The sequence below is a fragment of the Streptomyces reniochalinae genome (assembly GCF_003323735.1).
Lineage (GTDB): Bacteria > Actinomycetota > Actinomycetes > Streptomycetales > Streptomycetaceae > Streptomyces > Streptomyces reniochalinae.
Genome location: NZ_QOIM01000023.1, coordinates 150,022 through 162,640 on the forward strand (window position 1 = coordinate 150,022; position 12,619 = coordinate 162,640).

A 12,619-nucleotide genomic window follows, 5' to 3' on the forward strand; every position below is an offset into this window, starting at 1 on the left:
GCGAATCACAAAACTTGTGGGCATCTTGTGAGCCGAGGGGGCGCTCACCGCAGCACGCCGGGAGCGCGCGCAGCGCGCGCCGGGGCGCTCACGGGGGCACTCACAACCGCCGCACCCCCGCGCTCGGTACGGCCTCGAACAGGTGCGGCGCCAGGTGGCCGGCCGACGCGAACGCGGAGGTGACGGCCGCACCGACCTTCTCGGTGTCCGACTCCTCCACGAGTACGAGCGCCGAGCCGCCGAAGCCGCCGCCGGTCATCCGGGCGCCGAGCGCCCCGGTGGACAGCGCCGTGTCCACGACCAGGTCCAGCTCCCGGCAGGAGACCCGGAAGTCGTCCCTGAGGGAGGCGTGTCCGGCGCTCAGCACGGGGCCGACCTCGCGCGTGCGGCCCGCGTCGAGCAGCGCGATGGTCTCCTCGACCCGCCGGTTCTCGGTCACGACGTGGCGCACGCAGCCGCGCACCTCGGGATCGTCGAGGCTCTCGTCCAAGCGGGCCAGCGCCGCGTCCAGCTCTTCGTGGGAGACGTCGCGCAGCGCGGGCACGCCGAGCGCCGCGGCTCCCGCCTCGCAGGCCCGGCGGCGTCCCGCGTAGGCGCCGTCGGCCAGGGTGTGCTTGACGCGGGTGTCGACGACGAGCATCCGCAGCCCCTCGGCCGCCAGGTCGAAGGGGACCTGGCGCTGCGCGAGATCACGGGTGTCCAGGTGCAGCACGTGCCCCTCGGTGCAGCAGGCGGAGGCCATCTGGTCCATGATCCCGCAGGGCATGCCGACGAAGTCGTTCTCGGCCTGCTGGCACAGGCGGGCCAAAAGCTCCCGCGAGAGGCCCAGGCCGTACAGCTCGGACAGTGCCGCCCCGGTGGCGACCTCCAGCGCGGCCGACGAGGACAGCCCGGCGCCCGTGGGTACGGTGCTGGCCAGGTGGATGTCCGCGCCGCCGACGGGCAGAGGGGCCTCGCGCAGCGCCCAGGCGACGCCCGAGGGGTACGCCGCCCAGCCGCCGTCCCGGCCCGGGGTGAGCGCGTCGAGCGGCACCTGGTAGGCGGCGCCGGGCACGTCGCCCGAGTGCAGCCGCACGATGCCGTCGTCGCGGCGGGCCGCGGCGAGGTGCACGGTGTGCGGCAGCGCCAGCGGCATCACGAACCCGTCGTTGTAGTCGGTGTGTTCGCCGATCAGGTTGACCCGCCCCGGGGCCGCCCAGACACCGTCCGGCGTGCGGCCGTAGACGGCCTTGAAGCCTTCCCGTACGTCCTCCCGTGCGCCTTCCGCGGCGTCCTGGCGCGTCTGATCGCTCACGTTCGGGCTCATCCCCGGGCCTCCGCCGCGGTGTGCTGGGCGAACCGCCAGGCGTCCTGCACGATCTCGGCCAGTCCGCTGCGCTCGGGCTGCCAGCCCAGCGCGGTGCGGGCGCGCTCGGCGGAGGCGACGAGCACGGCCGGGTCACCGTCCCGGCGCGGTGCGACCGTCTCGGGCACGTCGTGCCCGGTGACCTCGCGGACCGTCTCGACGACCTCGCGGACGGAGAAGCCGTTGCCGTTGCCCAGGTTGCAGATCAGGTGTTCACCCCCGGTGGCCTGCTCCAGTGCCAGCAGATGGGCCCTGGCCAGGTCGGCGACGTGGATGTAGTCGCGCACGCAGGTGCCGTCCGCCGTGGGGTAGTCGTCGCCGTAGACGGAGATCGACGTACGCCTGCCCTGGGCGACCTGGAGCACCAGCGGGATCAGGTGGGACTCGGGGTCGTGGCGCTCGCCGTATGCGGTGCCGTCGGAGGCGAAGTAGGCGCCGGCGACGTTGAAGTAGCGCAGGGAGGCCGCCGCCAGCCCGTGCGCCCGGCACTCGCCGCCGATCATGTGGTCGACGGCGAGCTTGGAGGCGCCGTAGGGGCTGGTGGGCGCGGCCGGGTCGGTCTCGGTGATGGGGGTGCGCTCGGGTTCGCCGTAGACGGCGGCGGTGGAGGAGAAGACGAGTGTGCGCACCCCCGACTCGCGCATGGCGGCCAGCAGGTCGAGGGTGCCGCCGACGTTGTTGCGCCAGTACTTCTCCGGTTGCTCGACGGACTCGCCCACCTTGGAGTGCGCCGCGAAGTGCAGCACGCCGTCGTAGGAGGGGTCGAGCACGCGGGCGGCGTCCTGGATGCGGCCGCTGACGAACGTGGCCCCCTCCGGCACCCCCTGGGGGAAACCGGTGTCCAGGTCGTCGAGCACGGTGACGGTGTGTCCCGCCTCCAGCAGGTGTGCCGCCACCACGCTGCCGACGTAGCCGGCTCCGCCGGTCACCAAGTACTTCATCGAGAAGCCACCTCCCGCAGTCGTTTCGCCGCTGCTTCCGGCGGCACGTCGTTGATGAACACGTTCATGCCGGACTCGGAACCCGCGAGGAACTTCAGTTTGCCGGGAGCCCGTCGGATGGTGAAAAGCTCCAGGTGGAGGGCGAACTCCTCGCGCGCCGCACGCCGCGGCGCGCCGTCGGAGTCGCCGTCGGAACCGGGGCCGGCGGAGTCCGAACCGGGGTCGGCTGTGTCGGAACCGGGGACGGCCGTGTCGCCGCCACCGCCGTCGAAGGGTGCCTGGTGCCAGGCGGCGATGTAGGGGGTGCGCGGTTCGCTCTCGCCGAAGAGGCGGTCGAAGCGGCGCAGCAGCTCCAGGTAGATACCGGGGAACTCCGCTCGCGCCTCCTCGGACAGCGCGAGCAGGTCGGGCACCCGCTCCCTGGGATACAGGTGCACCTCGTAGGGCCAGTGCGCCGCGTAGGGCACGAACGCGACCCAGTGCTCGCCGTCGATGACGACGCGCTCCCCCGAGGCGAGCTCGGCACCGAGCAGGTCGTCGAAGAGGTTGCCGCCCGGGTGCCGCGCGCCGTACGCGGCGACGGAGTGCAGCATGCGCGCGGTGCGCGGGGTGGTGAAGGGATAGGCGTAGATCTGTCCGTGCGGGTGGGAGAGGGTCACCCCGATCTCCTCGCCGCGGTTCTCGAAGCAGTAGACCTGCTCGACGCCGGGCGTGCTGGACAGTTCGGCGGTGCGGTCGGTCCACACGTCGAGGACGAGCCTGGCCTGCTCCTCGTCGAGGTCGGCGAAGGAGGCGTTGTGGTCGGAGGTGAAGCTGACGACCTCGCAGCGTCCGGCGCCGGGCGCGTGGCGGAAGAGGGCGCCGGCGTCCTCGTGCTCCACGGCACCCGGCGCGCCGTGGAAGGAGGGGAAGCGGTTCTCGAAGACGGCGACGTCGTAACTCGGCTCGGGGATCTCGCTCATCCGCCCCTCACGGGAGGGGCACAGCGGGCACTCGTCGGCCGGCGGGTGGTAGGTGCGCGCGTTGCGGTGTGCCGTGACGCCGACCCATTCGTCCAGCAGCGGGTCGTGCCGGATCTCGGAGTGCGCCTCCATGGGCGGCATGGGGCGCTGGTCGGCTGCGGTACGGGCGGCGGCGTCGTCGTGCAGGTCGTAATAGACGATCTCGCGGCCGTCGGCAAGGCGGCCTGAGGTCTTCTTCACCGGGTGGCTCCTCGTTCCTTGACCTCAAACATAATCGCACACAAGGAATCACGAGCCAACAGAATGTTCAACGCCGACCCTGTCGCGCCCCACGCCACCCACCCCGTCGCACTCTCCGGCACCTCGCAGGGACCAACCAGGACACAAGGGGACTTTTCCCTGTTGTTGGACCCTAACAATCATCACAATCAAACAAACCTCTGCAACACGTCCCTTCAAAAGTCGAAACATTATGGGTACGTTCGCGATCGTTCCGATCGCGCGATGAAGCGAGTGACTGATGTTGCACCTGGCCGAAGGGCTACGGCTCCCCACCAACGGACTCGATTACACACTTCTTGGCATCTACTTCGTCGTCGTGCTCGGGATCGGCTTCGCCGCCCGGCGCAGCGTGAAGACGAGCCTCGACTTCTTCCTCTCCGGCCGGTCGCTCCCCGCGTGGATCACCGGCCTGGCCTTCGTGGCCGCCAACCTCGGCGCCACCGAGATCCTCGGCATGGCCGCCAACGGCGCCCAGTACGGCGTCTACACCGTGCACTGGTACTGGGTGGGCGCCATCCCCGCCATGGTCTTCCTCGGCCTGGTGATGATGCCCTTCTACTACGGCTCGAAGGTGCGCTCCGTACCCGAGTTCCTGCTGCACAGGTTCGGGCCCTCGTCCCACCTGCTCAGCTCGATCATCTTCGCCGTCTCCTCGGTGCTGATCGCCGGCGTCAACCTCTACGCGCTGGCGCTCGTCCTCAAGGCGCTGCTGGGCTGGGAACTGTGGGTCTCGATCGTGATCGCGGGATTCTTCGTCCTCGCGTACATCACGCTCGGCGGACTCTCCTCGGCCATCTACACCGAGGTCCTGCAGTTCTTCGTCATCCTCGCCGCGCTGATCCCGCTCACCGTCGTGGGCCTCAAGCGGGTCGGCGGCTGGGGCGGCATCAGCGACACCCTCTCCGGCGAGAAGGGCGACGCGTTCATGACCGCCTGGGACGGCACGGGCATCGGCTCGGGCAACCCGCTGGGCGCCAACTGGCTGACCATCGTGCTCGGCCTCGGCTTCGTGATGAGCTTCGGCTACTGGACGACGAACTTCGCCGAGGTGCAGCGCGCCCTGTCGGCCAAGAACCTCTCCGCGGCCAAGCGCACCCCGCTGATCGCCGCGTTCCCCAAGATCTTCATCCCGGCCGTCGTCGTCATCCCCGGCCTGATCGCGCTCGTCATGGAGCCCACCCTCGGCAAGACCAAGGACGGACTCCAGTACAACGACGCCATCCCCGTGCTGATGCGCGACCTGCTGCCCAACGGCGTGCTCGGCATCGCGGTGACCGGTCTGCTGGCGGCGTTCATGGCCGGCATGGCGGCGAACATCTCGTCGTTCAACACCGTCTTCACCAACGACATCTACGCGGCCTACCTGAAGAAGGACCGGCCGGACGAGCACTACGTGCAGACCGCCCGCTGGGTGACGGTCGTCGGTGTGCTGATCGGCATGGGGACCGCGTTCATCGCCTCCTCGTTCAGCAACATCATGAACTACCTTCAGACGCTGTTCTCCTTCTTCAACGTGCCGCTCTTCGTCGTCTTCATCATCGGCATGTTCTGGAAGAAGACCACGCCCGCCGCCGGGTTCTGGGGGTTGCTGAGCGGCACCGTCGCGGCGATGGTGAACTACTTCTGGTTCTACAAGCAGGGCGTCATCGACATCCCCACCGACCAGGGCGCCAACTTCGTCTCCTCGATCGTCGCCTTCGTCGTCGGCTCCGTGGTGATGGTGGCCGTCACCCTGTTCACCAAGCCGAAGCCGGCCGAGGAACTCGCGGGGCTCGTCTACGGCACCAGCTCCCCCGGCGCCCCCGAACTGCCGGAGAAGGGCGACGATGTCTGGTACCGCAAGCCCGCGCTGCTGGGCTGGGGCGCCATGATCCTCGCCGCCCTCTGCTACATCCCCTTCTCCTTCTGAGCCGCGACGCGAAGGACACTGAAGCGCAATGAGCGACATGAGCAACAAGTCCGCCGCCCAGCAGGCGGCAAGGGACGTCGAGGAGCTGGAACAGCGCTCCCAGACGGCCGCCCGCCTCTTCGACGTGCGGCGCATCATCGGCGGCCTCTTCGTGGTCTACGGCGTGATCGTCACCCTCGCGGGCGTCTTCGCCTCCGACGAGGACCTGAAAAAGGCCCAGGACATCAACATCAACCTGTGGACCGGCATCGGCATGCTGGTCCTCGGCCTGGCCTTCCTCCTGTGGCTGCGCCTGTCACCGACCATCCCGCCGCCGGACGCGGAGAAGGGGGCAGGCGAAGGCGCGGAGGGCGACGAGGGCACGGCGGGTACGGAGCGCGGCGAGGGCGGCTCCACCAAGTAGGAACTCCTCTTCGAGGCCGGCGCGGGCCCGCATCGCCCACCACGGGCGCCGGGTCCGCGCCGCCTGCCACAGGGCGCCAGGTCCGCGCCGCCTGTCACAGGGCGCCGGGTCCGCGCCGCCGGGCGCGGGCCACGGCCCGGGCCGCACGCGTCTCAGGCGCCCGCGCTGCCGCCCGCCCGCTCCAGCAAGCCCGTACGGGCGGCGAGCGCGGCGGCCTCCAGCCGGGAGCCGACGCCCAGCTTCATCAGCACACGCTGCACGTGCGTACGCGCCGTCGACGGGGCGATCCCCATGCCGGCCGCGATCAGCCGGGTGTCCTCGCCCTCCGCGACCCGCACCAGGACCTCGACCTCCCGCGGCGTGAGCATCTGCAACAGCCGCGCCCCCTCGTCGTCGGGCTCGGCGGCGGGGTTGAGGAGCTCGGCGAACGACTGCGCCAGCAACTGCGGTGCGACGGCCGCCTCGCCGGCGCGGGCCTTGACCATGGCCCGCTCGACGCCCTCGATCCGCTCGTCGTGCCGCACATAGCCCGAAGCGCCCGCCGCGAAGGCAGCGGCGATGCCGCGCGGGCTCGGCACCGGGCCCAGCACGACGACCGCTATCTGCGGTTTCTCCCGCTTGACGCGCACGACGGGATCGAAGGCGCCCGGTTCGGCGGGCGTCGCCGTGCCCAGCAGGCACACTTCGGGCGCCCGGCTGATCACCAACTCGGCGGCGCCCGCGCTGGGCGCGGCCGCCGCGAGCACCCGGTGCCCGCGCAGCTTCAGCGCCGAGGCGAGGGCCTCCGCGAGCAGGCGATGATCGTCGACCACCATGAGCCGTACGCTCATAAAAGTTCGCTCCCCCACACACTGCTGCCACTGCCGAAGGCCCCGCGCCCCCTCCGCAGCCCCTCCTCCTGTCTCCGGGAAGCTACACGCTCACTCGCGGTTCCGCTCCCCTTACGAAGCGAAATCCCCAAGGGAGAGCTTGGCCGCCCCGCCACCGCCGCAGGCCCCGGCGCGCGCCCCGGGGCCGGTGGGGGCCGCCCCCGCGCACACGCGCCGGCCCGCCACGGAAGCACCGTGGCGGGCCGGAATGCGGAGCACGAGGGGAGCGTCAGCCGCCGGTGGGCCCGTAGCCGACCGCCATGCGCGGCGTCTCCTCGTCGGACGAGCGGCGCTCCGAGATCAGGTCGTCCTGGATGAAGAACCTGTTGTTCTCGAAGATGAGCGGCGCGTCGACCGAGTAGGCGTCGACCGAGAAGGCCTGCTCGCCCTGGCCGATGTCGGAGGCTGGCATCTTCAAAAGCCGCGTCTGCTTGCCCTTCTTCGGCTCGATGGTGACGATCTCACCGCCGTGCCCGTAGCTGGGCGTCTTGTAGCCGAGGACGTTGGAGCCCTGCATCTTGAACGGGATGATCGTGCGGTCCTCGCCCGCGCTCGACTTCCACTTGGCCTTGCCCGTGTCGAAGTCGAAGGCCATGACCTCGTTGGTCTCGGACAGGTCGGAGGAGCCGTCGTGCTCGGTGGTGGACAGGTAGACGGTGTCGGGTCCGACCGCCATGGCGTAGCAGCCGTTGACCTCCAGCTCGCAGGGCTTGTTGTAACGCTCGCCCAGCGAGATCTTCGCCTTGAGCTTCTTGTCCTCGCCGACGGTGAGCACGTCACTGGTCAGCTCGTCGCCGGCGCCGGCGACGAGCACCAGCGGGTCGGTCGAGGCCACCCGCACGTCCTTGACGCCCTTGGGCGGCTCGTACTTCCACTTGGCCTTGCCGGTGTCCGGGTCGAGCTTTTGGACGGAGACCTGCGGCTTGTCGTAGTCGTGGCCGCACTCGACGACGGCGACCAGCGACTTGCCGCCCTGGTAGCCCTTGTCGCGGCAGTTGCTCGGCTTGGCCTCCCACACCTTCTTCTTGTCGGAGATCTTGTAGCCGACCGAGCCGCCGATCCAGGCGGAGGCGACGGTGTCACCGCTGATGGCGACGTTGTCGACCGACCGGGTGTCGGCGTTGGGCATCGTCTTGTCCCAGGCGATCTTCTTCGCGTCCAGGTCGACGATGACCATGCGGCTGCAGTCGGCCGCCGGGGAGATCGTCGCCTGCACGACGACGGCGACCTTGTGGTCCTTGGTCATCTCGTTGGAGGCCGCGCAGACGTTGCCCTTGAGCGAGATCTTCGTCTGCTTCTTCGTCTCCAGGTCCTGGACGATCATCTCGTGGACCGAGGACTTGGCGAAGACCTTGTCGGTGGCCCACGCGCCGGCGACGGTGGTGACGTCGTTGACCTCGGGCGCCTTCATGTCGACGATCTGCTGGGCCTGGGTGTTCTTCGGCGGGGAGTTGGGGTTCTTCTCCGCGGCCGGGCCGGGGTCGTCCTTGCCGCCCCCGCCACCGCCACCGCCGCCGTCGTCCTTGGTCAGGAAGAAGACGCCACCGCCGGCTATGAGCACCACGGCGACGACGGCCGCCACGATCATGAGGACCTTGGAGTTGTTCCCGCCGCCACCGCCGCCCGGCATACCGCCGGGGGTGTTGGCGTACGGGTAACCACCGGGCGGCTGCTGACCGTAGCCGCCGGGCATCTGCTGCTGGCCGTACCCGCCGGGCGGCGGCCCTGGCGGGGCCGGGGGCCCCGGCGGGGTGGGCGGGCCCGACGGCGGGGGCACGGCACCGAACGCCGCCTGGGTCGGCGCCGCGTGGCCCTGGCCCTGGGGGTAGCCGTAACCGGGAGGCGCCGCGGGCGTGGGCGGCTCCTTGGAGAGCGAACCGGGCGCCTGCGGCGGCTGCGGAGGCTGCTGCGGCGCACCGTACGGCTGCTGGCCGGGCTGCTGGGGATAGCCGTACGGCTGCTGCCCGTGGCCCGGCTGCTGCGGGTAGCCGTACGACGGCTGCCCCTGCGCGTCCTGTGGCGGTTCCTGCGGTGCGCCGAAGCCTCCTGATGGCGGCTGACTAGGCGGAGGAGGCGGCTGCGACATGAACTGTTCCCTCGTGACGGGCAGACCGACGCCGGACCCTCAAACCCCCGTAGGGCGGAGCGAATCGGACATGTGGCCTGCCAATGGCAGACTTCGGAGCGGAAGTTCTTTCTACCATCGGACACGATCCGGCCACGGGGTCGGTTCCGGCACCCGTTCACCGTGACACCGACTCGCAACAACCTCGGGACCGAGTCGGAACCCGCACTGTCCTCTTCGCCCGCATAAGAGCGCTGCACGGCGGTACGCCCCGAAGGGGCGCGGGGAACTGCGCGAGACGCCACCACCCACCCGCGGACCGCACGCGAGGGGCAGTGGCACCCCCAGCCGGAACAAGCAGCCGCAGGGAAACCCTAGGGAGTGTCTTCAAAGTAGCGGCGTCCGCCCGGAGGGCGGGCCTGGCGGTGTCTGGTGCGTGCGCTCGCAAGGCGGAGGAGGGAGTCCCTGCGTGGGGGCACCTCCCGGGGCGAGCGAAGCCGAGCCCTGGGGGAAGCGGCGACCGACGACAACGCCGCGAGCGTGCGTGCCAGACACCGCCAGGCAGGCGGGACTTTGAAGACACGACCTAGGCCCCCTCCGACTCCGCCAGCTCCAGCCAGCGCATCTCCAGTTCCTCCCCCTTGTCCCTGACCTCGCGCAGCTGAGCGTCGAGCTGCGCCACCCGCTCGAAGTCGGTGGCGTGCTCGGCCATCTCACCGTGCAGCTCCGCCTCGCGCTGCTCGGTCTTCTCCAGCTGGCGCTCGATGCGCTGCATCTCCTTCTGCGCGGCGCGGGAGAGCGCGGCCGGCTTCCCCGCGGGCTTCGCCGCCGGCGCCGCGGGGGCCCCGCCGGCGCCACCGGCCGGTGGCGCCACCCGCGCCTCCATGCGCGCGCGGCGCTCCAGGTACTCGTCGATGCCGCGCGGCAGCATCCGCAGCGTCCCGTCACCGAGCAGCGCGTGGACGCGGTCGGTGGTGCGCTCGATGAAGTACCGGTCGTGCGAGATGACCACCAGCGAGCCGGGCCAGCCGTCCAGCAGGTCTTCCAGCTGGGTGAGGGTCTCGATGTCCAGGTCGTTGGTCGGCTCGTCCAGGAACAGGACGTTCGGCTCGTCCATCAGCAGCCGCAGGATCTGCAACCGCCGCCGCTCACCGCCCGACAGGTCGCCCACCGGCGTCCACTGCTTCTCCTTGGCGAAGCCGAAGCGCTCGCACAGCTGCGAGGCCGTCATCTCGCGGCCCTTGCCCAGGTCCACCCGGGAGCGGATCGCCTCCACGGCCTCCAGGACGCGCAGGGTCGGGTCCAGCTCGGCCACCTCCTGGGAGAGGTACGCCAGCTTCACCGTCCTGCCGACCTTGATCCGCCCCTCGGTCACCAGCGGCGACTGGTGTTCACCCTGAGTACGGGCCGTGTCGGCGAGGGCGCGCAGCAGGGACGTCTTGCCCGACCCGTTGACACCGACCAGACCGATGCGGTCACCGGGGCCCAGCTGCCAGGTCAGGTGCTTGAGCAGCACCTTCGGCCCGGCCTGCACCGTCACGTCCTCGATGTCGAAGACGGTCTTGCCGAGACGCGAGCCGGCGAACCGCATCAGCTCCTGGTTGTCGCGCGGCGGCGGCTCGCCCTCGATCAGCGCGTTCGCCGCCTCGATGCGGAAGCGGGGTTTGCTGGTGCGCGCGGGGGCGCCGCGCCGCAGCCAGGCCAGCTCCTTGCGGACCAGGTTCTGCCGCTTGGTCTCCTCCTGCTGCGCGATGCGCTCACGCTCCGCGCGGGCGAAGACGTAGTCGGAGTAGCCGCCCTCGTACTCGTGCACGGCGCCCCGCTGCACGTCCCACATGCGGGTGGCGACCTGGTCGAGGAACCACCGGTCGTGGGTGACGCACACCAGCGCCGAGCGCCGTGCCCGCAGGTGCCCGGCCAGCCAGGAGATCCCCTCGACGTCGAGGTGGTTGGTCGGCTCGTCCAGCACGATCAGGTCCTGCTCGGCGATCAGCAGCTGGGCGAGCGCGATGCGGCGGCGCTCGCCGCCGGACAGCGGGCCGATCACCGTGTCGAGGCCCTGCGGGAAGCCCGGCAGGTCGAGGCCGCCGAAGAGGCCGGTGAGCACGTCGCGGATCTTCGCGTCGCCCGCCCACTCGTGGTCGGCCATGTCGCCCACCACCTCGTGGCGGACCGTCGCCCGCGGGTCGAGCGAGTCGTGCTGCGTCAGCACGCCCAGGCGGAGCCCTCCCGTGTGGGTGACCCGGCCCCCGTCCGGCTCCTCCTGGCGGGCCAGCACCGTGACGAGCGTCGTCTTGCCGTCACCGTTGCGGCCGACGACGCCGATCTTGTCGGTCTCGTTGACGCCCAGCGAGACGGCGTCGAGAAGGGTGCGGGTGCCGTGCGCCTTGGTGACGGCTTCGAGGTTGACGAGATTGACAGCCATCTCACTCCTGTTGGGGACCAGCCCTCAAGGGTAGTACGTGCCGCGCGGCACCTATGTGCCGTGCAGCATCAGGGCTATCCCGCTGACCATGAGCACGCTCGCGGCCGTCCGCGGCCACCCGAAGCGCTCCTTGAAGAACAGGGCCCCGATGGCCGCCCCGGCGATGATCGAGGACTCCCGCAGCGCCGCCACAGGAGCGAGCGGCGCCCGCGTCTGCGCCCAGAGCACCAGCCCGTACGCCAGCACGGACAGCGCGCCGCCCAGCAGGCCGCGCAGCGCGACCGGCCTCAGCTGCGCCACCAGCCCGGAGCGCCGGGTGGCCAGCGCCCACAGCGGAATGGCGATCCCTTCGAGGAGCATCAGCCACGCGATGTAGCCGAGCGCGGACCCGGAGGCCCGCACGCCGACCCCGTCCACGACGGTGTACGAGGCGATGGCGAGGCCCGTACAGACGGCCGCCGTCAGCGCCGGCCACTGCGGGGCACCACCCGCCCTGTCCTTCTTGCCGCGGAGCCCCCACAGCGCGACCCCGACCAGCCCGGCGGACGCCAGCAGCACACCGGCGAGCTGCCAGGTGCCCGGCATCTCGCGCAGGAACACGGCCGCGAGCACGGTCACCACCAGCGGCGCCGTCCCGCGCGCGATGGGGTACATCTGCCCGAACTCCCCCATCTGGAAGGAGCGCATCAGCAGGAGCTGGTAGACGACGTGCAAGACGGCCGACGCGAGCAGCGCGGGCCACGCCCCAGCGGCGGGCAGGGGCGCGAAGAGGGCGAGGACGGCGCCGCAGAGCGCACCGCCTGCGCCGACCAGCGTGAAGGCCACAAGCTGGTCCCTGATCCCGTGCGCGAGCGCGTTCCAGCTGGCGTGGGTGAGCGCCGCGGCCAGCACCGCGGCGACGACTATCGGGGTCACGCGGCGCCTTCACGCACGTCGGCGAGCGTGCCGCCCGCCTGCTCGATCAGCGTCGTGGGGGCGAGCTCGAAGACGCTGTGCGGGGTTCCGGCCGCCGCCCACACGGCGGTGTGCCGCAGCAGGCCGCGGTCGGCCAGGACGCGCATCTCGGTGACGTGCCCGAAGGGCGGCACCCCGCCGATCGCGTAACCGGTGGCCGTGCGCACGGTGTCCGCGTCGGCCCGCCCCACGGCGGCGCCGCCGAGTGCGTCGCGGACCAGGCCGACGTCGACGCGGGAGGCGCCGTCCATCAGGACGAGGACGGGCGCCCCGTCAGCCGTGAAGACGAGGGACTTCACGATCTGGCTGAGCTCGCAGCCGATGGCGGCCGCGGCGTCGGCCGCCGTGCGGGTGCCGTCGGGGAACGTGCGGACCTCGACGTGGCCGAGGCCGCGGGCGGTCAGTGCTTGCGCGAAGCGCGGGTGAACGGTGGCGGACTGCGTCATGTACGCGACGCTACCGGT

The 12,619-nt window shown here is 71.0% G+C and carries 10 protein-coding genes; 2 read left to right on the top strand and 8 right to left on the bottom strand.

All coding sequences use genetic code 11. From position 1 onward, the window contains the following. Positions 1-100 precede the first annotated feature (100 nt). Genes galK through galT form a run of 3 tightly spaced genes read right to left on the bottom strand, consistent with a single transcriptional unit; the run spans position 101 to position 3,488 of the window. A complete protein-coding gene (galK, locus tag DQ392_RS05085) occupies positions 101-1,306 on the bottom strand; it encodes a galactokinase (protein WP_114014255.1) in 1,206 nt (401 codons plus the stop codon). Next, a complete protein-coding gene (galE, locus tag DQ392_RS05090) occupies positions 1,303-2,286 on the bottom strand; it encodes a UDP-glucose 4-epimerase GalE (protein ID WP_114014256.1) in 984 nt (327 codons plus the stop codon). The genes galK and galE overlap by 4 nt, the downstream gene beginning before the upstream one ends. Continuing rightward, the gene (galT, locus tag DQ392_RS05095; RefSeq protein ID WP_114014257.1) at positions 2,283-3,488 is read right to left on the bottom strand and encodes a galactose-1-phosphate uridylyltransferase; all 1,206 of its coding nucleotides are present in this window, start codon (positions 3,486-3,488) and stop codon (positions 2,283-2,285) included. The genes galE and galT overlap by 4 nt, the downstream gene beginning before the upstream one ends. A 280-nt stretch (positions 3,489-3,768) precedes the next feature. Between galT and DQ392_RS05100 the strand changes: the two genes are divergently transcribed. Both DQ392_RS05100 and DQ392_RS05105 read left to right on the top strand, forming a co-directional pair. Continuing rightward, complete coding sequence (locus tag DQ392_RS05100; RefSeq protein ID WP_114014258.1) at positions 3,769-5,439, top strand: sodium:solute symporter family protein; 1,671 nt, start codon at positions 3,769-3,771, stop codon at positions 5,437-5,439. A 28-nt stretch (positions 5,440-5,467) separates the two neighbouring features. Continuing rightward, positions 5,468-5,842 carry a hypothetical protein gene (locus tag DQ392_RS05105; RefSeq protein WP_114014259.1) on the top strand — a complete coding sequence of 125 codons (375 nt, stop codon included), beginning with the start codon at positions 5,468-5,470 and terminating at the stop codon, positions 5,840-5,842. Positions 5,843-5,994: 152 nt separating this feature from the next. Here DQ392_RS05105 and DQ392_RS05110 read toward each other — a convergent pair whose 3' ends face one another. The 5 genes from DQ392_RS05110 to DQ392_RS05130 form a co-directional block, all read right to left on the bottom strand. Further along, on the bottom strand, positions 5,995-6,672 hold the full coding sequence (locus tag DQ392_RS05110) for a LuxR C-terminal-related transcriptional regulator (RefSeq protein WP_114014260.1): 678 nt from the start codon (positions 6,670-6,672) through the stop codon (positions 5,995-5,997). A 268-nt stretch (positions 6,673-6,940) separates the two neighbouring features. Beyond that, positions 6,941-8,797: an outer membrane protein assembly factor BamB family protein gene (locus tag DQ392_RS05115; RefSeq protein ID WP_114014261.1), complete on the bottom strand. Its 1,857-nt coding sequence runs from the start codon at positions 8,795-8,797 to the stop codon at positions 6,941-6,943. 565 nt (positions 8,798-9,362) lie between these two features. Further along, positions 9,363-11,201, bottom strand: coding sequence for an ABC-F family ATP-binding cassette domain-containing protein (locus DQ392_RS05120; protein ID WP_114014262.1), 1,839 nt, complete (start codon positions 11,199-11,201; stop codon positions 9,363-9,365). A gap of 51 nt (positions 11,202-11,252) precedes the next feature. Further along, positions 11,253-12,116, bottom strand: coding sequence for a DMT family transporter (locus DQ392_RS05125; RefSeq protein ID WP_114014263.1), 864 nt, complete (start codon positions 12,114-12,116; stop codon positions 11,253-11,255). Further along, positions 12,113-12,601 (bottom strand): YbaK/EbsC family protein, encoded by a 489-nt coding sequence (locus DQ392_RS05130; RefSeq protein ID WP_114014264.1) that lies wholly within the window; start codon positions 12,599-12,601, stop codon positions 12,113-12,115. The genes DQ392_RS05125 and DQ392_RS05130 overlap by 4 nt, the downstream gene beginning before the upstream one ends. Positions 12,602-12,619: the final 18 nt, after the last annotated feature.

Bases quoted from the DNA above. Each gene is read 5' to 3' on its own strand.
- galK (WP_114014255.1), bottom strand. From the start codon at position 1,306: ATGAGCCCGAACGTGAGCGATCAGACGCGCCAGGACGCCGCGGAAGGC.
- galE (WP_114014256.1), bottom strand. From the start codon at position 2,286: ATGAAGTACTTGGTGACCGGCGGAGCCGGCTACGTCGGCAGCGTGGTG.
- DQ392_RS05100 (WP_114014258.1), top strand. From the start codon at position 3,769: ATGTTGCACCTGGCCGAAGGGCTACGGCTCCCCACCAACGGACTCGAT.
- DQ392_RS05105 (WP_114014259.1), top strand. From the start codon at position 5,468: ATGAGCGACATGAGCAACAAGTCCGCCGCCCAGCAGGCGGCAAGGGAC.
- DQ392_RS05110 (WP_114014260.1), bottom strand. From the start codon at position 6,672: ATGAGCGTACGGCTCATGGTGGTCGACGATCATCGCCTGCTCGCGGAG.
- DQ392_RS05115 (WP_114014261.1), bottom strand. From the start codon at position 8,797: ATGTCGCAGCCGCCTCCTCCGCCTAGTCAGCCGCCATCAGGAGGCTTC.
- DQ392_RS05120 (WP_114014262.1), bottom strand. From the start codon at position 11,201: ATGGCTGTCAATCTCGTCAACCTCGAAGCCGTCACCAAGGCGCACGGC.
- DQ392_RS05130 (WP_114014264.1), bottom strand. From the start codon at position 12,601: ATGACGCAGTCCGCCACCGTTCACCCGCGCTTCGCGCAAGCACTGACC.